We start from the raw sequence: 22,204 nt of genomic DNA, 5'->3' as shown, positions 1-22,204 counted from the left end.
TAAGCCCAGGTGGTGGCGGGAGGCGCGACGCGGACTACTTCTTGACCTCCGCGAGGGCGCGCAGGGCGAGGGTGTCGGCGGCCATCGAGTCGAGGCTCTGCGGGGCGGCGGACGTCGCGTCGCTGCTGCTGGCGTCCATGATGGCGGCGTAGGTGCTGTTGTCGGCCCAGACGCAGACCGGGAGCTTGGTGCCGTTGCCCGCGTAGACCAGGTAGGCACACTGCATCGCGCCGCCGAGCGGGCCGGCCGACTCGTCGGTCTTGTCCTCCACCGTGGCCGAACCGTTGGCGGTCGTGCCGGTCCAGAACTGGCTGAGTTCCAGCGAGGCGCCGGGGATCTCGCCGTAGGCGCCGATGAAGGCGAACTGGGGCTGGGTCGGTCCGGAGTCGTAGACGGTGACGACCCGGGTCAGCTCCTGGGGCATGCTCCCGGAGTCCTTCTCCATGGCCTGGGCGACCTGGCTGGAGTCGTCCCGGTCGTAGCCCTGGAAGGTGGCCGGCGGTACCAGCTTGTACTTGCCGACGGTGGCGGCCTCGCTCAGCGCGAAGTAGGCGATGGTGCTGCCCACGACCAGGATGAACGCGGCGCCGATGCCGATGCCGATCTTCAGGCCCTTGCGGCTCTTCGGGGGCGGCTGCGGGAGGTAGCCCCAGGGAGCGTTGGGGTCGACGTAGCCGGTGCCGGGATCCGGGTAGCCCTGGCCCTGGTACGGGGTGCCCGGGTAGGGCAGGCCCGGCTGCGGGGCGCCCTGGTACGGCCCCTGCTGGTAGGGCGCGTCCTGGTACGGAGCCTGCTGGTACGGCGCGCCGTAGGGGCCCGGCTGCGGCGGAACCTGGCCCTGGCCGGGGGGCTGCTGGGCGGGCGGCGGGTAGGCGGCGGGAGCGGGCTGGCCGTAGCCAGGGTCGCCGGCGTGGGGGCCCTGGCTCGGGTCCCCCTGCGGGGGCGGCGGATACATCGACATAGTCGAACATCAGATCAGCACTCGTAGGCCGGTGTCCACGCAGTTGATCTCCCGGCCTCCCTCGTCACTCCTTCCGGGACGGCTCCCTCCGCCCGCCGGAAAGGCGTTCGTGACCACGCCCGCGGCCTCGTAAACTGTGCCTCGTGACCGACACCAACCAGCGCCCCGACAACAACGGGGACCACAGCGCAGCCGAGACCCTCCCCACCCAGTACGCCCCGGCGGAGGTAGAGGGCCCGCTGTACGAGCGCTGGGTAGAGGCCGGCTACTTCACCGCCGACGCGAAGAGCGAGAAGCCCCCGTACACCATCGTCATCCCGCCGCCGAACGTCACCGGGGTGCTCCACCTCGGGCACGCCTTCCAGCACACGCTGATGGACGCCCTCACCCGGCGCAAGCGGATGCAGGGCTACGAGGCGCTCTGGCTGCCCGGCATGGACCACGCCGGCATCGCCACCCAGAACAAGGTGGAGCAGCAGCTGGCGCAGGAGGGGCTCTCCCGCCACGACATCGGCCGTGAGGCCTTCGTGGAGAAGGTCTGGGAGTGGAAGGAGCAGTACGGCGGCCGGATCCTCGGCCAGATGCGCCGCCTCGGCGACGGCGTCGACTGGTCCCGTGAGCGCTTCACCATGGACGAGGGCCTGTCCCAGGCCGTGCAGACCATCTTCAAGAAGCTCTTCGACGACGGCCTGATCTACCGGGCCGAGCGCATCATCAACTGGTGCCCGCGCTGCCTCACCGCGCTCTCCGACATCGAGGTCGAGCACGAGGACAGCCCCGGCGAGCTGGTCTCGATCCGCTACGGGGACGGCGAGGACTCGATCGTCGTCGCCACCACCCGGGCCGAGACCCTGCTCGGCGACACCGCCGTGGCCGTCCACCCGGACGACGCCCGCTACGCCCACCTGGTGGGCCGGACCATCGCGCTGCCGCTGACGGACCGTCGGATCCCGGTCGTCGCCGACGAGCACGTCGACCCGGAGTTCGGCACCGGCGCGGTCAAGGTGACGCCGGCGCACGACCCGAACGACTTCGCCATCGGCCAGCGGCACGACCTGCCGAACCTGACCGTGATGGACGAGCACGGTGTGATCACCGTGCACGGCCCCTTCCTCGGCCTGGACCGGCTGGAGGCCCGCTCGGCCGTGGTCGGCGCACTGCGCGAGCAGGGGCGCATCGTCGCCGAGAAGCGCCCCTACATGCACGCCGTCGGCCACTGCTCGCGCTGCCACACCGTGGTCGAGCCCCGGCTGTCGCTGCAGTGGTGGGTCAGGGTCGAGCCGCTGGCGGCCGAGGCCGGCGCGGCGGTCCGTGACGGCCGGGTGCAGATCCACCCGAAGGAGATGGAGAAGCGCTACTTCGACTGGGTCGACAACATGCACGACTGGTGCATCTCGCGCCAACTCTGGTGGGGCCACCGGATCCCGGTCTGGTACGGACCGGCCGGCGAGGTCGTCTGCGTCGGACCGGACGAGCAGCCGCCCACCGGCGAGGGCTGGTACCAGGACCCGGACGTGCTGGACACCTGGTTCTCCAGCGGCCTGTGGCCCTTCTCCACCCTCGGCTGGCCGGAGCAGACCCCCGACCTGGAGAAGTTCTTCCCGACCGACGTGCTGCTGACGGCGCACGACATCATCTTCTTCTGGGTCGCCCGGATGATGATGTTCGGCCTCTACGCGATGGACGGTCAGGCGCCCTTCCACACCGTGGCCTTCACCGGTCTGGTCCGCGACCAGTTCGGCAAGAAGATGTCGAAGTCCTCGGGCACCGCGGTCGACCCGCTCGACTGGATGAACGAGTTCGGCGCCGACGCCGTCCGCTTCACCCTGGCCAACGGCGCCAACCCGGGCGCGGACGTGCCGATCGGCGAGGACTGGGTCAAGGCCTCCCGGAACTTCTGCAACAAGATCTGGAACGCCACCCGGTTCGCGCTGATGAACGGTGCGACGCTGGAGGGCCCGCTGCCGGCCGCCGAGGAGCTCTCGGCCACCGACCGGTGGATCCTCTCCCGGCTCAACGCCGTGGTCGCCGAGGCCGACGCCTTCTACGACGACTACCAGTTCGCCAAGCTCTGCGACGTCCTGTACCACTTCGCCTGGGACGAGGTCTTCGACTGGTACGTCGAGCTGTCCAAGCCGACGCTGATCGCCGGCGGCCCGGCCGCCGACCGTACCCGCCGGGTGCTGGGCGAGGTGCTGGAGGTCACCCTCCGGCTGCTGCACCCGGTGATCCCCTTCGTCACCGACACCCTGTGGACGACGCTGACCGGCCGCGAGTCGGTCGTCGTCGCCGAGTGGCCGACCGCCGACGCCTCCCGTCGGGACGAGGTGGCCGAGCAGGAGATCGCCACGCTCCAGCAGGTGGTCACCGAGGTCCGCCGGTTCGGCGCCGAGCAGGGCCTCAAGCCGGGCCAGAAGGTCCCGGCCCGGCTCGACCTGGCCGGTACGTCGCTGGTGGCGCACGAGGCGGCGCTGCGGTCGGTGGCCAAGCTGCAGCCGGCCGGCGAGGGCTTCCACGCCACCGCGACCCTGCCGGTGGCCGGCGCGACGGTGGAGCTGGACCTCTCCGGCACCATCGACGTCGGCGCGGAGCGCAAGCGGCTGGCCAAGGACCTGGCGGCGGCGGAGAAGGAGCTGGCGCAGTCGCAGGCCAAGCTCGGCAACGAGGCGTTCCTGGCCAAGGCCGCCCCGGCGGCGGTCGAGAAGATCCAGGGCCGCGAGGCCAAGGCCGGGGCCGACATCGCCCGGCTCACCGCCCAGCTGGCGGCGCTGCCCGCAGGCTGATCCGCAGCGAGGGCCCCTGTCCCGTCCGCACACGGTGCGGACGGGACAGGGGCCCTCGCCATGGGGGCTCAGACCGGCGCGAGCGAGGCGCTGAGCTCGGCGATCCGGGCCGAGGCGCGGCCGTCGCCGTAGGGGCTGGGCGTCGCCGCCAGCCGGGACAGCCGCTCGGGCAGGTCGGCCAGCCAGGCCCGGGCCAGCACGCCGACCTCCGGCCCCGGCCGCACCAGCGCGGCGAACCCGGCGTCCACCGCCTCCGGCCGCTCGGTGGAGCGGCGGACCACCAGCAGCGGCCGCTTGAGCACCGTGCACTCCTCCTGCACCCCGTCGGAGTCGGAGACCAGCAGCGCCGCGTGCCGGGCCAGGCCCAGGAACTCGGCGTAGCCGACCGGCGGGACCACCCGCAGCGGTGCGACCAGCCGCCGCAGTCCGTGCCGGGCGACTGCGGCGGCGGTGCGCGGGCCCATCGGGAACAGCACCGGCGTGCCGGAGTCGGCGAGCGTTCCCAGTTCGGTCAGCACCGCCCGCAACGGCTCGGGCAGGTCGGTGTTCTCCGGGCGGTCCAGGGTGGCCAGCAGATAGCCGCCGGCGGTCAGCCCGTGCCGGCGCAGCAGATCGTGGCGGGCGTCCGCGTCCGGGAGCTCCCGGAGCACCACCTCCACCACGGTGTTGCCGGTGAGGGTGATCCGTCCGGGCTGCACGCCCTCGCGGACCAGGTTGTCCCGGTTGGTCCCGGTGGCGGCGCAGAGGATGTCGGCCAGGTGGTCGACCATCACCCGGTTGTGCTCCTCGGGCATGGCCCGGTCGTGGCTGCGCAGCCCGGCCTCCACATGGATCAGCGGGATGCCCAGCGCGTTCGCGGCCAGCGCCCCGGCCAGGGTGGCGTTGGTGTCGCCCTGCACGATCACGGCGCTCGGCCGCTCCTCGGTGAAGAGCCGGTCCAGCTGGTCGAGCGCGTGCGCGATCTGGCCCGCCCTCGTCCTGCCGCCGATGCCCTCCAGCCGGACGGCGGTGTGCAGTCCGAGCTCGTCGACGAACCGTCCCGACAGCTCCTCGTCCCAGTGCTGCCCGGTGTGGACGAGTCGGCCCCGCGCCCCGAGCCGGTGCAGCACCGGGGCGAGCCTGACCAGCTCGGGTCGGGTGCCGAGGACGACGGCGACGCGGCCGGCGAGGCTGTGCACCGACCGGTCCCGGGGGGAGTGGGAGGAAGTCATACGACCAGAATTCAGCCGGTTCCGGTGATGTGCGCGCCGAGGCCCGACCGGCCCCGGCCCGGCCTGCGGGATTTGGGCGCGGTCCGGGCGGATGGGACGATGGCTGTCGACAGCGGAGGCGGGAACAGATGAGCGAGAGCGATTCCGTGGACGGCGGCCGCGCGGGCGAGGTCCCCGACGACGGCAGCGAGGGCGGCGGACGGCGCGCCAACAAAGGTGTCTGGATCCGCGCGGCGATCTACGTGATCGGCTTCCACGTCTTCGCCGGTTTCATCATGCTGCTCTTCTACGTCGGCTCGCACCAGCACCACTGAGACCAGCACCACTGAGACCAGCACTGCTGACACCAGCACCACCGGCACCGGCGCAGCGGGCCGGTTCCGGGCGGGCCCGGGGGCGGTCGGCTCCTGCCTCGGTTCGGGGGGCCGGGCGACCGTAGACTGTCCGCGTGAGCGACGCCCCCCTTAGCAGCCAGCAGCCCGCCGACCCCTCCGACCCCGCAGCCGAGCTGCAGGAGGTGACGGCAGAACTGCTCGCGCGCTGGCCCGAGACCAGGCTCGAACCCAGCCTGGACCGGATCGCCGCGCTGATGGACATCCTGGGCCAGCCCCAGCGGTCCTACCCGGCGATCCACATCACCGGAACCAATGGCAAGACCAGCACGGCCCGCATGATCGAACAGCTGCTGCGCCACTTCGAGCTCCGCACCGGCCGCTACACCAGCCCGCACGTGGAGTCGATCACGGAGCGGATCAGCCTGGACGGGGAGCCGATCAGCCCGGAGCTCTTCGTCGAGACCTGGCGCGACATCGAGCCCTATGTCGACATGGTCGACGCCGCGCAGCCGTTCCCGATGTCCTTCTTCGAGATCGTCACCGGCATGGCCTACGCGGCCTTCGCCGACGCCCCGGTCGACGTGGCCGTGGTCGAGGTCGGCGTCGGCGGGAGCTGGGACGCCACCAACATCATCGACGGAACGGTCTCGGTGATCACGCCGATCTCGCTGGACCACGTCGGCTGGCTGGGGGACACCACCGGCAAGATCGCCGGGGAGAAGTCCGGGATCATCAAGAAGGGCGGCCTGGCCGTCGTCGCCCACCAGCCGCTGGACGCCACCGAGGTGATCCTGCGCCGCGCGGTGGAGATCGACGCCGTGGTGGCCCGTGAGGGCCTGGAGTTCGGCGTGGTGCACCGCGATGTGGCGCTCGGCGGACAGATGCTGACGCTGCGCGGGATCTCCGGCCACGAGTACGGCGACATCTTCGTCCCGCTGCACGGCGCCCACCAGGCGCAGAACGCCTCGCTGGCGCTGGCCGCGGTCGAGGGCTTCTTCGGCGTCGGCACGGCCCGCGAGGAGCCGCTGGACATCGACAAGGTCCGCGCCGCCTTCTCCGGCGTCAGTTCGCCCGGCCGGCTTGAGGTGATCCGGCGCAGCCCCACCATCGTGCTGGACGCCGCCCACAACCCGGCCGGGGCGCGGGTCACCGCCGAGGCGATCGGGGAGTCCTTCGGCTTCACCCGGCTGATCGGGGTCATCAGCACCAGCGGAGACAAGGACTCGGCGGGGTTGCTGGAGGCGCTGGAGCCGGTCCTGACCGAGGTCGTCATCACCCAGAACTCGACCCAGCGCGCCACCTCGGTGGACGCCCTGGCCGAGACCGCCGTCGAGATCTTCGGCGCGGACCGGGTGCAGGTCGAGCCCCGGCTGGACGACGCCATCGAGGCGGCGGTCACCCTGGCCGAGGAGGTGGGCGAGCTCGGCGGCTCGGGCGTGCTCGTCACCGGCTCCATCATCACCGTCGGCGAGGCCCGTATCCTGCTCGGGCCGCGCTGAGGCACGACCCCCGCTTTCCCGAGTTCCTGCGTTCCGAGTCACCCGCCCGAGAGGCCCCTGCTGTGCGTACCCTCTGCTCCTCCACCCTGATCGCCGAGGCAATGGTGGTGGGCTTCGCCGCCCTGGTGGCGATGCACCTCTCCTCCGTCTCCCACGGCACCCTCTGGGCGGTGTGCGGGGCGGCGATGGCGCTCTGCGTCCTGCTCTGCGGGATGATCACGCGCCCGGGTGCGGTGGCCGTCGGGTGGGTGCTCCAGGTCGCGCTGATCGCCAGCGGCGCGGTGGTCGGGATGATGTACGCACTGGGCGTGATCTTCGCCGCGCTGTGGTGGGCCTCGGTGCACTACGGGCGGAAGATCGACGTGATCAAGGCGGCCCGGGCCGCCGCGGTCTGAGCGGACGTCCGGCCGGGCCCCGGTACGGCCATCGGGGTGTCCGGCCGGACTTCTCACCTGACTTTTGTACCGGGGCCTTGACGGGCCTCCGGCCGCACAGCTGACCGGCTGACGTCCCGGTATTCGCTCCGGGTAGGCTCGGCACCGATCATCACCGCTGTCGCCACCCGGCAGCGCCGTCGCCACCAGAACCTCGGAGCGCCCCATGTCGCAGCGCAGCCTCGTCCTCCTGAAGCCCGACGCCGTCCGGCGCGGACTGGTCGGCGAGATCGTCTCCCGGATCGAACGCAAGGCCGGTTGGACCCTGGCCGCCATGGAGCTGCGCACGCTGGACGCGGCGACGCTGGAGCAGCACTACGCCGAGCACCTCGGCAAGCCGTTCTACGAGCCGCTGCTCACGTTCATGTCCTCCGGTCCGTCGGTGGCGCTGATCGTCGAGGGCGAGAGCGTGATCGAGGGCATCCGGGCGCTGGCCGGCAAGACCAACCCGCTGGAGGCGGGCCCCGGCACGATCCGCGGCGACTTCGCCACCATCACCCGGGAGAACCTGATCCACGCCTCCGACTCCGAGGCCTCCGCCGAGCGCGAGATCAAGATCTTCTTCCCGGCCCACGCCTGATCCTTCCGAGTCTTCGAGGTCGGCCGACAGCGGACCGGACGCAGCTGACGGTGCGTCCGGTCCGCTCGGCCGTATGGCCGTCACCCACCTGTCCGAGTGGGGGCACAGGAGTTGTCAGGCAATCGGAAGTAATGATTCCGTGGAACCTGGCAGCCGACACAGGCGTCCCAATAGTGAAAAATCTGATCGTCTGCCTGAATACTGGACACAAGTCCACGGTCACCCTGTGTGCCTCCATGGCTACCATGGAGCTACTCGGCAACGGTGGCTGACGGTCTGCCATCGCGAGCCCGCAGCCGCCCCCACCCTCGAACCTCGGGAAGGCCCCCCAAGCCCATGGCGAACAACAGCATGTCGTTCATCGGTCGTGACATGGCTGTCGACCTCGGCACCGCCAACACGCTCGTGTACGTCAGGGGCCGCGGGATCGTCCTCAACGAACCGTCAGTGGTCGCTGTCAACACCAACACCGGCGGCATCCTCGCCGTCGGCTCCGAGGCGAAGAAGATGATCGGGCGCACGCCCGGCAACATCGTCGCCATCCGCCCGCTCAAGGACGGCGTGATCGCCGACTTCGAGATCACCGAGCGGATGCTCCGCTACTTCATCCTGAAGATCCACCGCCGGCGCTACCTGGCCCGCCCCCGGGTCGTGGTCTGCGTGCCCAGCGGCATCACCGGGGTGGAACGACGCGCCGTCATCGAGGCGTCCCGGCAGGCCGGGGCGCGCCAGGTGCACATCATCGAGGAGCCGATGGCCGCCGCGATCGGCGCGGGCCTCCCGGTGCACGAGCCCACCGGCAACATGGTGGTCGACATCGGCGGCGGCACCACCGAGGTCGCCGTGATCTCGCTCGGCGGCATCGTCACCGCGCAGTCCATCCGGGTGGCCGGCGACGAGCTCGACAACGCCGTCATCCAGCACATCAAGAAGGAGTACTCGCTGCTGCTCGGCGAGCGCTCCGCCGAACAGATCAAGATGACCATCGGCTCCGCCTTCCCGATCGACGGGGACAAGGAGGAGCACAGCGAGATCCGTGGCCGCGACCTGGTCAGCGGCCTGCCGAAGACCGTGGTGATCTCCGCCGCCGAGGTCCGCCAGGCGATCGAGGAGCCGGTCAACGCCATCGTCGACGCGGTGAAGACGACCCTCGACCAGTGCCCCCCGGAGCTCGCGGGCGACGTCATGGACCGGGGCATCGTGCTCACCGGGGGCGGCGCGCTGCTGCGCGGCCTCGACGAACGGCTGCGCCGGGAGACCGGCATGCCGGTCCACATCGCCGAGAACCCGCTCGACTCGGTCGCCCTGGGCGCCGGCAAGTGCGTCGAGGAGTTCGAGGCGCTGCAGCAGGTGCTGGACTCCCAGCCGCGTCGCTGAGCCCCCGCTGATTGACGCACCATCAGTATCCTGACAGGTCCCGGGAACCACAGCTCCCGGGAGCTCCGCACCTCTTGAAGGGCCCCGCCGAGGACCGTGAGGGACACACGAGAAAGTCGGCTCCTGCTCGTCCTGCTGGTCGCCGTCGCGTTCGCACTGATCACCGTCGACATCCGAGGCGGCGACCACTCGCCCCTGAACGGGGCCCGGGACACGGCCGCCTCCGTCCTCGGCCCGGTCGAGACCGGGGTCGCCGGGGCGGTCCAGCCGGTCTCCGACGCCTTCCGCTCGCTGCGCGAGTCCGGGACCAGCGGCGACCGCATCCGCGCACTGGAGCAGCAGAACGCCCGGCTGAAGCAGCAGGTCTCCAGCTCGGACCTGGTCCAGAGCCGCTCCGCCGAGCTGACCAAGCTGCTCGGCGTGGCCGGGGCGGGCCAGTACACCATCAAGGCCGCCCAGGTCGTCGCGATCGGGGCGGCCCAGGGCTTCTCCTGGACCGTCACCATCGACATCGGCAGCAATGACGGCATCAGCCGCGACATGACCGTCATCAACGGCGACGGCCTGGTGGGCCGGGTCACCACGGTCAGCCCGGAGACCTCGACGGTGCTGCTGGCCAGCGACCCGGACTTCGGCGTCGGCACCCGGATGGAGGGCAGCGGCGAGATCGGTTTCGCGACCGGTCAGGGCAACGGCCCGATGCGGGTCGAACTGCTGAACGGACAGGCGCGGGTCAGGACCGGCGACCGGCTGGTGACCTTCGGCTCGCAGAACGACCGCCCGTTCGTGCCCGGGGTGCCGGTCGGCACCGTGGTCCGGGTCGAGAACACCCCGGGCCAGCTGACCCGGACCGTGCTGGTCCAGCCCTTCGTCAGCTTCACCACGCTCGACCTGGTCGGCGTGGTCGTCCAGCCGCCCGCGACCGACCCCCGCTACGCCGTGCTGCCGGCGAAGCCGGCCACCGGCCACTGACGGCCGTGCTGCTGACGTGGCGTCACTGTGACGGTCCGTCGGACGGACGGCGTGTCAGCGACGCGGGGCCGCCGCCGTGCGGTACCGCTGTACTGATGGCCCGGCCCATCACCGAAACGCCGCACTGAGACAACGCGGTACCGACAGAGCTGAGAAAGGCCGACCGGCATGTGGCTGCACCGCATCCTGCTCTCCGCGGTCCTGATCGTGGTGGCGCTGGTCGTCCAGGTCAGCGTCCTCGCCCGGCTGGGCCTGCCCGGCGCCGTGCCGGACCTGATGCTGCTCGTGGTGATAGGGCTGGCACTGGTCTACGGCCCCGTCGGCGGCTGCCTGGTCGGCTTCGCCGCCGGGCTGCTGGCCGACCTGGCCCCGCCGTCCGACCACGCGGTCGGCAGCTACGCGCTGGTGCTCTGCGTGCTCGGCTACGCGGCCGGGCTGATCCGCCCGCCGGGCGGGCACATCCGTTCGGTGGGGCTGCCGCTGCTGGTGGTCGCTGCGGCGGCGATCACCGCGACGCTGCTCTACGCCGCCGTCGGCGCGATGGTCGGCGACACCGCCGCCCGGCACGTCGGGATGCCCGGCCTGCTGGTCACCGCCGTGGTCTACGACGTGCTGCTGGCGCCGTTCGTGGTGCCGGGCGTGATGGCGCTGGCCCGGCGCTCGGTCGACGACCTGGCCGGCCACGGCGGCACCGTCTTCGGCGCCGGCATGCGGCGGACCACCCGCGGCCGCTCCGGGCTCGACCGCCGGGGCTCCTTCTTCGGCACCGGCGGCGACCGCACCAGCGGCGCGGCGGGCCTCGGCACGGTGCCCGGCTTCGGCGACGGCGGCCGGCGCGCGGGCCGCGACGGCGGCCGGATCATGCGCACCGACGAGAGCGACTGGAACAGCCGCGTGAGCGGCGTCGACGACTGAGCCGGGCCGCCCTCGGGCGCACGGCCACCGGCATTTCGCACGACCGGCATTTCGCACGACCGGCATTTCGCACGACCGGCATTTCGCACCACTGGCATTTCGTACCACCGGCATCCGTACCACCAGGGCGGGAAGCGAGACCCATGAACCACACCCCGGAGACCGGGGGGCGCAGCAGCCGGGTGACCGGACGCCTGCTGATCCTCCAGGTCATCGTCCTGTCCCTGCTGGCGACCCTCGGCGGGAGGCTCTGGTTCCTGCAGATCCGCAACGGCCAGCAGTACTCGCAGGAGGCAGTCTCCAACCACATCCGGCCGGTGCTGGTCCCGGCCGTGCGCGGCGAGATCCTGGACGCCAACGGCATGCCGCTGGCGGACAACTCCACCCAGCTGGTGGTCTCCGTCAGCCGCACCGCGCTGCTCCAGCAGCAGGACGGCGGCAAGGCCGTGCTCGGCCGGCTGGCCCAGGTGCTGGGGATGAGCCCGACCGAGGTCCACGACAAGGTCCGGCTGTGCGACGCGGTCACCCCGCAGCCCTGCTGGAACGGTTCGCCCTACCAGCCGATCCCGGTCACCGAGCAGGCCACCGCCCAGCAGGCGATGCAGATCATGGAGCGCCGCGAGGACTTCCCCGGTGTCACCGCCGACCCCACGGCGGTCCGGCAGTACCCCGGTCCGGCCGGGGCCAACGCCGCCCAGCTGCTCGGCTACCTGTCGCCGGTCACCCAGGACGAGATCAACGCCGCCACCAACGCCGAGGGCAAGTCCGCCTACGCGGCCTCCGACCAGGTCGGCCGGGCCGGCCTGGAGTCCGTCTACGACACCCAGCTGCGCGGCCAGCCGGGCGTGGACAACCTGGAGGTCGACAACCTGGGCCGGGTGATCGGCAGTGCCGGGCAGAGCGCGGCGTCCCCCGGCAACGACATCGTGACCAGCATCGACGCCCGGATCCAGGGCATCGCCGAGCAGCAGCTGCAGCAGGCGCTGGTGACGCTGCGGAAGACCTGGGACACCGTCACCAAGGAGAACTTCAAGGCGGACTCCGGCGCGGTGATCGTGATGGACGTCCACACCGGGCGGGTGATCGCCATGGCCAGCGCGCCCACCTACAACCCGAACATCTGGACCGGCGGCATCTCGGAGAAGGACTACGCCGCGCTGACCAACGCGAACTCCGACTTCCCGCTGCTGAACCGGGCCATACAGGGTCAGAGCGCGCCCGGCTCGACCTTCAAGGTGGTCAGCACCTCAGGGGCGATCAACGCGGGCTACACCTACAGCGACACCTTCCCCTGCACCTCCTCGATGATGATCGGCGGCCGGGAGTTCAAGAACTTCGAGGGTGAGAACTTCGGCATGATCAACCTGTCGAAGGCGCTGGAGGTCTCCTGCGACACCGTCTTCTACAACATCGCCTACCAGCAGTGGATGAAGGACGGCGGAACCAGGCCGACCCACCCGGCCGACTGGCTCTACAAGGCCGCGCACCAGTTCGGCCTCGGCCAGGCCACCGGGATCGACCTGCCCGCCGAGGTCGCCGGCCGGGTGCCGGACCGGGCCTGGCACGACGCCTACTACGCCGAGATGAAGAACACCTGGTGCCAGCAGGCGGCCTCCGGGAAGAACGACTACCTGACCCAGATCGCCCGCGAGGACTGCACCGACTTCGCCACCCTGCGCGCCGGTGACGAGGTCAACTACGCCATCGGCCAGGGCGACACCCTGGTCACCCCGATCCAGATGGCCCGGATCTACTCGGCCCTGGCCAACGGCGGCACGCTGTACAAACCGGAGATCGCCAAGGCCGTGGTCACCCCGACCGGCAAGCTGGTGCAGAACATCGCCCCGGTGGTGCAGGGCAGGCTCCCGGACACCCAGCGCACCCTCCAGTACATCGACGCCGCCACCGCCGGCGTGGTCACCGAGGGCACCGCGGCCTGGAAGTTCGCGGGCTGGCCGCAGGACAAGATCCAGCTGCACGCCAAGACCGGTACCGCCGAGGTCGTCGGCAAGCAGACCACCTCCTGGTTCGACACCTACACCAAGGACTACGCCGTGGTGATGACCATCTCCCAGGGCGGCACCGGCTCCGGCGGCGCGGGACCGGCCGTCCGCAACATCTACAACGCGCTCTACGGCATCCAGGCCGACAACAGCATCGACCCGAAGAAGGCGCTGCTGCCGACCCCGCAGACGGCGCTGCCGACCTTCGCCCCCTCCGGCATCGTCGAGCAGGCCACCGCGCTCCAGCAGAACGACCTCCGGGCGGCGGCGGTGCAGCAGGCCGAGGCGAGCGTCCCGGCGGTGACGGTCTCCGCGCCCGGTTCCAGCCTGCCGTTCGCGGCGGGTCCCGGCCCGCTCTTCGCCCTGGCCCCGGAGCGGAGGGAGGGCGCATGACCGGCCTCGGCGGACTGACGACCAGCTACCGCAGCCCCCGCTACACCCCGCAGCGCGGGCTGCTCGGCCGGCTGACGGCCAAGGGCTCGGCGCTGCGGCGGCTGGACTGGCCGCTGGTGCTGGCCGCGCTGGCGCTCTCCGGCATCGGCTCGCTGCTGGTCTGGTCGGCGACCCGCGCCCGCAGCGACATCAACCACGGCGATCCGCAGTTCTTCCTGGTCCGGCACCTGATGAACACGGCGATCGGGATCGGCCTGTGCGCGGCCGTGGTGCTGCTCGGGCACCACCGGCTGCGCACCGCCGTGCCGTTCCTCTACGCCCTGGCGCTGGTCGGGGTGCTGGCGGTGCTCAGCCCGCTGGGCTCGACCGTCAACGGCGCGCACTCCTGGATCGTGCTGGGCGGCGGTTTCTCGGTCCAGCCCTCCGAGTTCTGCAAGATCGCGATCATTCTCGGCATGGCCACCCTGCTGTCGGCCCGGGTGGACGCGGGGGAGGACCGGTTTCCGCGCGGCGGGGCGATCATCCAGTCGCTGCTGCTGGCCGGGCTGCCGATCGGGGTCATCCTGCTGATGCCGGACCTCGGCTCGACCATGGTGATGGTGGTGATCATCCTCGGCCTGCTGCTGGCCTCCGGGGCCTCCACCCGCTGGCTGCTCGGCCTGGTCGCGGGCGGGGGCCTCGGCGCCTTCGCGGTGGTCCGGCTGCACCTGCTGAAGCAGTACCAGATCGCCCGCTTCGCGGCCTTCGCCGACCCCGGCCTCGACCCCTCCGGTGTCGGCTACAACACCGCCCAGGCCCGGATCGCCATCGGCTCCGGCGGGCTGACCGGCAGCGGGCTCTTCCACGGCACCCAGACCACCGGGCAGTTCGTGCCGGAGCAGCAGACCGACTTCGTCTTCACCGTCGCCGGGGAGGAGCTGGGCTTCGTCGGCGCCGGGCTGATCATCGTGCTGCTCGGCGTGGTGCTCTGGCGGGCCTGCCGGATCGCCCGGCAGGCGGACGACCTCTACAGCACCCTGGTCGCGGCCGGCGTGGTCGCCTGGTTCGGCTTCCAGGGCTTCGAGAACATCGGCATGACCCTGGGCATCATGCCGGTGGCCGGCATCCCGCTGCCCTTCGTCAGCTACGGGGGCTCTTCCATGTTCGCGATCTGGACCGGGATCGGACTGCTCCAGTCGGTCCGGATGCAGCGCTCGCCGATGGGCGGCTGAGACCGCCCGGCCACCGGCCGGATCGCCGGGCGGCCCGGCGGACCCCCGCGCCGCGTTATCCTGAGTGGTCACCCCTGTGTCCACACGAAAGTCCTCCTCTATGTCTGTCGAGTCGGTCTTCCCGCGCCTGGAGGCCCTCCTCCCGCACGTCCAGAAGCCGATCCAGTACGTCGGTGGCGAGCTCAACTCCACGGTCAAGGACTGGGACGCCTGTGACGTCCGCTGGGCGCTGATGTACCCCGACGCCTACGAGGTCGGCCTGCCCAACCAGGGCGTCATGATCCTCTACGAGGTGCTGAACGAGCGCGAGGGCGTGCTGGCCGAGCGCACCTACAGCGTCTGGCCCGACCTGGAGGCCCTGATGCGCGAGCACCGGGTGCCCCAGTTCACCGTGGACGCGCACCGCCCGGTGAAGGCCTTCGACGTCTTCGGCCTCAGCTTCTCGACCGAGCTGGGCTACACCAACATGCTCACCGCGCTGGACCTGGCCGGCATCCCGCTGCTGGCCGAGGACCGGACCGTGGACGACCCGATCGTGCTGGCCGGCGGCCATGCGGCGTTCAACCCGGAGCCGATCGCGGACTTCCTGGACGCCGCCGTCATCGGCGACGGCGAGCAGGCCGTGCTGGACATGACCGAGGTCATCCGGGCCTGGAAGGCCGAGGGCCGCCCCGGGGCGGACGGCCGCAGCCCGCGCGACGAACTGCTGTTCCGGCTGGCCCGGACCGGCGGGGTGTACGTGCCCCGGTTCTACGACGTCGAGTACCTGCCGGACGGCCGGATCGGCCGGATGGTGCCGACCATCTCCGGCGTGCCGTGGCGGGTGTCCAAGCACACCGTGATGGACCTCGACGAGTGGCCCTACCCCAAGCAGCCCCTGGTCCCGCTGGCCGAGACGGTGCACGAGCGGATGTCCGTGGAGATCTTCCGCGGCTGCACCCGCGGCTGCCGCTTCTGCCAGGCCGGCATGATCACGCGCCCGGTGCGGGAGCGAAGCATCACCGGCATCGGCGAGATGGTCGACCGCGGCCTCAAGGCCACCGGCTTCGAGGAGGTCGGCCTGCTGTCGCTGTCCTCCGCCGACCACACCGAGATCGCGGACATCGCCAAGGGCCTCGCCGACCGCTACGAGGCGGACAAGGTCGGCCTGTCGCTGCCGTCCACCCGGGTCGACGCGTTCAACATCGACCTGGCCAACGAGCTCACCCGCAACGGCCGCCGCTCCGGTCTGACCTTCGCCCCCGAGGGCGGCAGCGAGCGGATCCGCAAGGTGATCAACAAGATGGTGTCCGAGGAGGACCTCATCCGCACCGTCGCCGCCGCCTACGGCAACGGCTGGCGCCAGGTGAAGCTGTACTTCATGGTCGGCCTCCCCACCGAGACCGACGAGGACGTGCTGCAGATCGCCGAGATGGCGAAGAACGTCATCCAGAAGGGCCGCGAGGTCAGCGGGCAGAACGACATCCGCTGCACCGTCTCCATCGGCGGCTTCGTGCCCAAGCCGCACACGCCCTTCCAGTGGGCCCCGCAGCTCGGCGTCGACGCGACCGACGACCGGTTGAAGAAGCTCCGCGACGTCCTGCGCAACGACAAGAAGTACGGCCGCAGCATCGGCTTCCGCTACCACGACGGCAAGCCCGGCCTGGTCGAGGGCCTGCTGTCGCGCGGCGACCGCCGGCTCGGCAAGGTCATCCGCGCGGTCTACGAGGACGGCGGCCGCTTCGACGGCTGGCGCGAGCACTTCTCCTACGACCGCTGGATGCGCGCCGCCGAGAAGGGCCTGGCCGGCACCGGCGTCGACGTCGCCTGGTACACCACCCGCGAGCGCCAGTACGAGGAGGTCCTGCCCTGGGACCACCTCGACTCCGGCCTGGACAAGGACTGGCTCTGGGAGGACTGGCAGGACTCGCTGGAGGAGGTCGAGGTGGACGACTGCCGCTGGACCCCCTGCTTCGACTGCGGCGTCTGCCCCCAGCTCGACACCAGCATCCAGATCGGCCCGACCGGCGTGAAGCTGCTGCCCCTGGCGGTCGTCAACAAGTAGCCGTCACGGACTCCGTCCAGTAACTGCAGCGGGAATTGACGCATCGTCAATTCCCGCTGCAGTTAATGGACGCAGAGGCAGAAGGGGTGGCCGGCCGGGTCGGCGTGGACGCGCCAGGACTGCTTGCCGTCCCAGTCCGCCGGCGGGGTCGCGCCGAGGGCGAGCACCTCGGGGTGGGCGGCGGCGATGTCGGGGACGGCGATGTCGAGGTGCGCCTGCTGCGGGTGGTCCGGGTCGGGCCACTGCGGCGCCCGGTAGTCGTCCACCCGCTGGAAGGCCAGGGCGGTGCCGTGGTCGCCGATCAGGTCCACCCAGCCCTCGCCGTCGTCCTCGATCCTGCCGCCGAGCAGCCCGGCGTAGAAGCCGGCCAGGGCGACCGGGTCCGGACAGTCCAGGGCGAATGTCTGCAGTCGGCCGATCATCGGGACTCCCTCGTCGTGGGCGCGCTCGTCGTGTCGGCGGGATTCCAGGACGCGGCGCCGGCGTGCCGCTGCTCCGTTCGCGAGGGCACGCGTGGTGTGGGCACAGCAGAGCCGCGTACCCTTGGGGGAGTAGACAAGACTCCTGTTCCTCCTCCCTAAGGACTGAGCGCACTGGCACGCCGCACGCCCGACGGTCCGCCGCCCGCGCCGGTGGTGCAGCGCATCCGCCTGCGCTACACGAAGCGCGGCCGGCTGCGTTTCACCAGCCACCGCGACTTCCAGCGGGCCCTGGAGCGCGCGCTGCGCCGCTCCGCAGTCCCCATGGCGTACTCGGCGGGCTTCTCCCCGCACCCCCGGATCAGCTTCGCCAACGCCGCCCCCACCGGCTCCGCCAGCGAGGCCGAGTACGTCGAGCTGGCGCTCAGCGCCCCGCGCGACGTCGAACTGCTCCGGGCCCAGCTGGACGAGTCGCTGCCGATCGGCCTCGACATCATCGACGCCGTCGAGGCCCGCACGTCGAACTTCACCGACCGGCTCGAAGCCTCCCTCTGGGAGCTGCGGCTGGACGGGGTCGACCCCGACGCCGCGCGCGCCGCGGTCGCCGCCTTCCTCGCCGAGGAGAGCGTCGAGGTGCAGCGGCAGATGAAGAACGGCCTGCGCACCTTCGACGCGCGCGGGGCCGTGGTGAGTCTCGAAGTCACCGAATCGCAGGTGGACGCGGGTGTACCGGCGCTGCCCGAAAGTACTACCGATATCCCCGCAGGCCGTGGCTGTGCGATACTGCGGCTGGTTGTTCGGCACGCAACACCCGCCGTCCGACCCGATGACGTCCTGTCCGGTCTCCGTGCGACGGCCGACCTCGCGCTGCCGGTCCCCGCTGGGGTGACCAGGCTGGCGCAGGGGCCGCTCGACGAGGAGTCCGGGACGGTGACCGACCCGTTCGCGCCCGACCGTGGCGCGGCGTCGGCGCTCCCATCCGAGGAGCCCGAGTCGCAGCCCGTGTAGGCAGCGGTCGGCCGGTCTGGTCTGCGCACTGTGCCGAAGGTGCACCGCGGCTCGTCGTCGAAGCCCGACCGCGTTTGTGCGGGCCCCTGGGAGCCACCCGGGGACCAGGCACCCGGCCGTGCCCGCACCAGTGCACGGCCCGGCGCGACATACGACCTGAAGACTGGCCGGACCAGAAGACTTATCGGCGGAACCGCCCGGCGGACCGCTGATCGACACACGTGAGTCCCTGTGCGGCGCCCGCTGAGAAGCGCGGCGCCCGGGGGCATGACGGGAGAACCGCCCGGATGCTCGACATCAACGAACAGAACGAATCGAACGAACAGAACAGCGCCGAGGGCACCGCCCCGGCCGGCAGCGCAGCCCCGAAGGCGGCCCCGCGCCGCCGCCGGGCCGCCAGCCGTCCGGCCGGTCCGCCGGTCGCCGAGGCGAACGCCGGCGACGCGCCCGCGTCCGCCGGGACGGAGGCGCAGTCGGCCGCCGAGGCCGTGACCGAGGCCCCGGCCGAGCCGGTGAAGCGCGCCCGCCGCACCCGCAAGAAGGCCGAGCCGGAGCCGACGGCCGAGGCCGTCGTCGAGGCGCCCGCCGTGGAGAGCCCGGCTGCCGTCGATGCGCCGGTCGAGACGTCGGTCGACGCCCCGGCCGAGCCGGTGAAGCGCGCCCGCCGGACCCGTAAGAAGGCCGAGCCGGTGCAGACCGAGATCGCCCTTCCCGAGCAGCCCGCCGAGCCTGTCGCGGACGAGGCCGAGCCGGTCGAGCCCGAGGCCGTGGAGCCCGAGGCCGTGGTCGAGCCCACCCCCGCGCCGGTCCAGCAGCCCGCCGAGGAGCACACCGGGACCCGTGGCCGCCGCCGCGCCGTCCGGCCCTCCACCGCGATCTTCCAGGCGCCGGTGTTCCAGGAGCCCGCCGAGATCGTCGTCCCGGCCCGCCCGGCCGTGCCGGTCGCCGCCTTCACCCCGCCGGCCGAGGCCGCGACCCCCGCCGCCGTGGCGACCCCCGCCGTCGAGCGGACGGCCGCCGAGTCGGACGAGCCGGTCGAGGACGGTCGCCGTCGGACCCGTCGCCGGGCCACCGCGCCGGTCGCCGCGCCCGTCACCACCCCGGTCGAGGAGACCGAGGGGACCGAGGCCGCGCCGGAGCCCTTCCTGAACCGTCAGGCCCGCCGGGCCCGCGCCTCCGCGCCCGCCGCGCCGACCGCGCCCGCCGTGTTCCAGCTCTCCAGCGGCCGGACCCCGCTCGGCGCCGAGCCGGTCCGCCGGCCCGCGCCGGCGCCGGTCGCCGAGCCCGCCGAGGACGAGGACGAGTCCTACAGCAACCGCCGCCGCCGTCGCCGGGCGACCTCCGCCCCGGCCTTCACCGCGCCGGTCGCGGCCCCGGTCGAGCCGCTCGACGAGGTCGAGGAGCTGGACGAGGTCGAGGAGACCGAGGACGGTCGCGCCGAGCAGGACCAGCCGTGGGAGGACGGCCGCCCCTCGCGCCGCCGCCGCCGTGGCGGTCGTCGCCGCCGTCGTGGCGAGGGCGACGACTTCGAGGCCGCCAACGGCGAGCCGCAGGCCGCCCAGGCGCAGGACGCCGTCCACGAGGACGACGAGGACGAGGAGGACGACGACCTCGGCGAGGCGCTGTCCGCGTCCAGCCGTCGGCGTCGCCGCCGCCGTCGCCGCAGTGGGGACGGTCCGGCCGAGGTCGAGGCCGTGGCCTCGGGCGACGACCCGGAGCGCACCGTGGTGAAGGTCCGCGAGCCGCGCCGCCGCACCTCGGTGTCGAGCACGCCGCCGCTGGACATCCCGTTCGACCCGGACGAGGTCCAGTCCATCAAGGGCTCGACCCGTCTGGAGGCCAAGAAGCAGCGCCGCCGCGAGGGCCGCGAGCAGGGCCGCCGCCGGGTGCCGATCATCACCGAGGCCGAGTTCCTGGCGCGCCGCGAGGCCGTCGAGCGGGTCATGGTGGTCCGTCAGCACGGCGAGCGCACCCAGATCGGCGTCCTTGAGGACAACGTGCTGGTCGAGCACTACGTCAACAAGGAGCAGGCCACCTCCTACGTCGGCAACGTGTACCTGGGCAAGGTGCAGAACGTGCTGCCGTCGATGGAGGCCGCCTTCATCGACATCGGCAAGGGCCGCAACGCCGTGCTCTACGCCGGTGAGGTGAACTTCCAGGCGCTGGGCGTCAAGGGCGGTCCGCGCCGGATCGAGTCGGTGCTGAAGTCCGGCTCCTCGGTGCTGGTGCAGGTCTCCAAGGACCCGATCGGCCACAAGGGCGCCCGGCTGACCAGCCAGATCTCCCTGCCCGGCCGCTACCTGGTGTACGTGCCCGAGGGCTCGATGACCGGGATCAGCCGCAAGCTGCCCGACACCGAGCGCGCCCGGCTGAAGAACATCCTCAAGAAGATCGTCCCCGACGACGCGGGCGTCATCGTCCGCACCGCCGCCGAGGGCGCCTCCGAGGAGGAGCTGACCCGCGACGTCCAGCGGCTGCAGCAGCAGTGGGAGGACATCCAGAAGAAGGTCAGCAGCGGCAACGCGCCGACGCTGCTCTACGGGGAGCCGGACATGACCGTCCGGGTCGTCCGCGACATCTTCAACGAGGACTTCACCAAGGTCATCGTCTCCGGCGACACCGCCTGGTCGACCATCAGCGAGTACGTCGCCGGGGTCGCCCCGGACCTGGTGCCCAGGCTCCAGCGCTGGACCTCCGAGGTGGACGTCTTCGCCACCTACCGGATCGACGAGCAGCTGATGAAGGCGCTGGACCGCAAGGTCTGGCTGCCCAGCGGCGGTTCGCTGGTGATCGACAAGACCGAGGCCATGATCGTGGTCGACGTCAACACCGGGAAGTTCACCGGCCAGGGCGGCAACCTGGAAGAGACGGTCACCCGCAACAACATCGAGGCGGCCGAGGAGATCGTGCGCCAGCTGCGGCTGCGCGACCTCGGCGGCATCATCGTGATCGACTTCATCGACATGGTGCTGGAGTCCAACCGCGACCTGGTGCTGCGCCGGCTGCTGGAGTGCCTGGGCCGGGACCGGACCAAGCACCAGGTGGCCGAGGTCACCTCGCTGGGCCTGGTGCAGATGACCCGCAAGCGGGTCGGCCAGGGCCTGCTGGAGTCCTTCTCCGAGACCTGCGTCCACTGCAACGGACGCGGCGTCATCGTCCACATGGAGCAGCCCCCGGCGGTGCCCAAGGGCTTCTCCGGCCCGCGTCCGGGCGAGGAGTCCGGCGGCTCGGCCCAGGCCGGCGGCGGCAAGCGCCGCCGTCGCGGTCGCGGCGGCGACGGCCTGGAGACGCACGAGCACGAGCACGACCACGAGCACGACCACGAGGAGCAGTTGGACGACCTCGCGGACGAGGTGCTGGCGCGCGGCCTGAACGCCGAGGACGTCGAGGACCTGGAGATCGTCACCCCGGACGCCGAGGTCGTCGAGGTGGTCGAGGTCGCAGCGGTGGAGCCCGAGCCCGCGGCGGTCGAGACCGTGGTTGCCGCTCCGGTTCCGCTGGACGCCGCGGTGCAGGCCGAGGCCGAGGAACTGGCCGAGGCGATGATCGAGGCCTCGGCCCGTCCGGCGCGCACCCGTCGCCGTGCGGTCCGCAAGGCCACCTCGCCGGCCGGTCCGCCGACCGCGGCGCAGGAGGCGGCGGTGCTGGTCGTCCCGGCCCGCACCGAGGCCGCCGCCGAGCCGGTCGCCGAGACCGTCGTGGCGGAGCCCGTGGCCGAGGTCGTGGCCGAGCCGGTCGTCGAGGAGCCCGTGGTCGAGGAGCCGGTGGCGCCGCGCAAGCGCGCCCCGCGCAAGGCCGCCGCCAAGAAGGCGGCAGCCGCCGACGCGGACGCCGCCGAGGCCCCGGCCGAGTCGGCTCCGGCCAAGAAGGCGGCGGCGAAGAAGACCGTGGCCAAGAAGGCGACCGCGAAGAAGGCGACGGCCAAGAAGGCCGCCACCAAGCGCACCGCCACCAAGAAGAGCGCGGCCGCCGAGACCGCGGCCGAGTAGCAGCAGCACGCAGCACGGCGGCCCCGCCCCCGTCCCTCCGGAGCTCCGGAGGGACGGGGGCGGGGCCGTT

The 22,204-nt window shown here is 71.9% G+C and carries 16 protein-coding genes; 13 read left to right on the top strand and 3 right to left on the bottom strand.

Going from position 1 to position 22,204, the window contains the following annotated elements; genetic code table 11:
- Positions 1-34: 34 nt before the first annotated feature.
- Entirely contained in the window at positions 35-955 is a 921-nt protein-coding gene (locus BS75_RS44190; protein WP_152645616.1) for a hypothetical protein, read from the bottom strand.
- 149 nt (positions 956-1,104) lie between these two features.
- Between BS75_RS44190 and BS75_RS11920 the strand changes: the two genes are divergently transcribed.
- Complete coding sequence (locus BS75_RS11920; protein WP_034088206.1) at positions 1,105-3,744, top strand: valine--tRNA ligase; 2,640 nt, start codon at positions 1,105-1,107, stop codon at positions 3,742-3,744.
- A 68-nt stretch (positions 3,745-3,812) separates the two neighbouring features.
- Here BS75_RS11920 and wecB read toward each other — a convergent pair whose 3' ends face one another.
- Complete coding sequence (wecB, locus tag BS75_RS11915; RefSeq protein WP_042436901.1) at positions 3,813-4,955, bottom strand: non-hydrolyzing UDP-N-acetylglucosamine 2-epimerase; 1,143 nt, start codon at positions 4,953-4,955, stop codon at positions 3,813-3,815.
- Between the two features lie 128 nt (positions 4,956-5,083).
- On the opposite strand from wecB, the gene BS75_RS11910 reads away from it, so the two are divergent.
- From BS75_RS11910 to BS75_RS11865, 10 genes are all read left to right on the top strand, one after another.
- Complete coding sequence (locus BS75_RS11910) at positions 5,084-5,269, top strand: DUF6126 family protein (RefSeq protein ID WP_034088205.1); 186 nt, start codon at positions 5,084-5,086, stop codon at positions 5,267-5,269.
- Positions 5,270-5,403: 134 nt separating this feature from the next.
- Positions 5,404-6,789: a bifunctional tetrahydrofolate synthase/dihydrofolate synthase gene (folC, locus tag BS75_RS11905; protein WP_034088204.1), complete on the top strand. Its 1,386-nt coding sequence runs from the start codon at positions 5,404-5,406 to the stop codon at positions 6,787-6,789.
- 62 nt (positions 6,790-6,851) lie between these two features.
- Positions 6,852-7,184, top strand: a complete 333-nt coding sequence (locus BS75_RS11900) for a DUF4233 domain-containing protein (protein ID WP_034088203.1) — start codon at positions 6,852-6,854, stop codon at positions 7,182-7,184.
- A 205-nt stretch (positions 7,185-7,389) separates the two neighbouring features.
- Positions 7,390-7,803: a nucleoside-diphosphate kinase gene (gene ndk, locus BS75_RS11895; protein WP_034088202.1), complete on the top strand. Its 414-nt coding sequence runs from the start codon at positions 7,390-7,392 to the stop codon at positions 7,801-7,803.
- 351 nt (positions 7,804-8,154) lie between these two features.
- A complete protein-coding gene (locus BS75_RS11890) occupies positions 8,155-9,180 on the top strand; it encodes a rod shape-determining protein (protein WP_034092871.1) in 1,026 nt (341 codons plus the stop codon).
- 96 nt (positions 9,181-9,276) lie between these two features.
- Positions 9,277-10,152, top strand: a complete 876-nt coding sequence (mreC, locus tag BS75_RS43305) for a rod shape-determining protein MreC (protein ID WP_042436904.1) — start codon at positions 9,277-9,279, stop codon at positions 10,150-10,152.
- A 168-nt stretch (positions 10,153-10,320) separates the two neighbouring features.
- On the top strand, positions 10,321-11,067 hold the full coding sequence (mreD, locus tag BS75_RS11880; RefSeq protein ID WP_081982261.1) for a rod shape-determining protein MreD: 747 nt from the start codon (positions 10,321-10,323) through the stop codon (positions 11,065-11,067).
- A gap of 143 nt (positions 11,068-11,210) precedes the next feature.
- Positions 11,211-13,463, top strand: coding sequence for a penicillin-binding protein 2 (gene mrdA, locus BS75_RS11875; RefSeq protein WP_052069361.1), 2,253 nt, complete (start codon positions 11,211-11,213; stop codon positions 13,461-13,463).
- A complete protein-coding gene (gene rodA, locus BS75_RS11870; protein ID WP_034088201.1) occupies positions 13,460-14,674 on the top strand; it encodes a rod shape-determining protein RodA in 1,215 nt (404 codons plus the stop codon). The genes mrdA and rodA overlap by 4 nt, the downstream gene beginning before the upstream one ends.
- Before the next feature lie 100 nt (positions 14,675-14,774).
- Positions 14,775-16,718, top strand: coding sequence for a TIGR03960 family B12-binding radical SAM protein (locus BS75_RS11865; RefSeq protein WP_034088200.1), 1,944 nt, complete (start codon positions 14,775-14,777; stop codon positions 16,716-16,718).
- A 62-nt stretch (positions 16,719-16,780) separates the two neighbouring features.
- Here BS75_RS11865 and BS75_RS11860 read toward each other — a convergent pair whose 3' ends face one another.
- The gene (locus tag BS75_RS11860) at positions 16,781-17,140 is read right to left on the bottom strand and encodes a VOC family protein (protein WP_034088199.1); all 360 of its coding nucleotides are present in this window, start codon (positions 17,138-17,140) and stop codon (positions 16,781-16,783) included.
- 213 nt (positions 17,141-17,353) lie between these two features.
- Between BS75_RS11860 and BS75_RS11855 the strand changes: the two genes are divergently transcribed.
- Positions 17,354-18,145 carry a TIGR03936 family radical SAM-associated protein gene (locus BS75_RS11855; RefSeq protein ID WP_034092868.1) on the top strand — a complete coding sequence of 264 codons (792 nt, stop codon included), beginning with the start codon at positions 17,354-17,356 and terminating at the stop codon, positions 18,143-18,145.
- Positions 18,146-18,441: 296 nt separating this feature from the next.
- Entirely contained in the window at positions 18,442-22,134 is a 3,693-nt protein-coding gene (locus tag BS75_RS11850; RefSeq protein WP_456243016.1) for an Rne/Rng family ribonuclease, read from the top strand.
- Positions 22,135-22,204: the final 70 nt, after the last annotated feature.

This window comes from Streptacidiphilus albus JL83, from assembly GCF_000744705.1.
Taxonomy (GTDB): Bacteria; Actinomycetota; Actinomycetes; order Streptomycetales; family Streptomycetaceae; genus Streptacidiphilus; species Streptacidiphilus albus.
The sequence above is the reverse complement of the archived record's forward strand: the minus strand, read 5'-3'. Positions and strand labels throughout refer to the sequence as shown.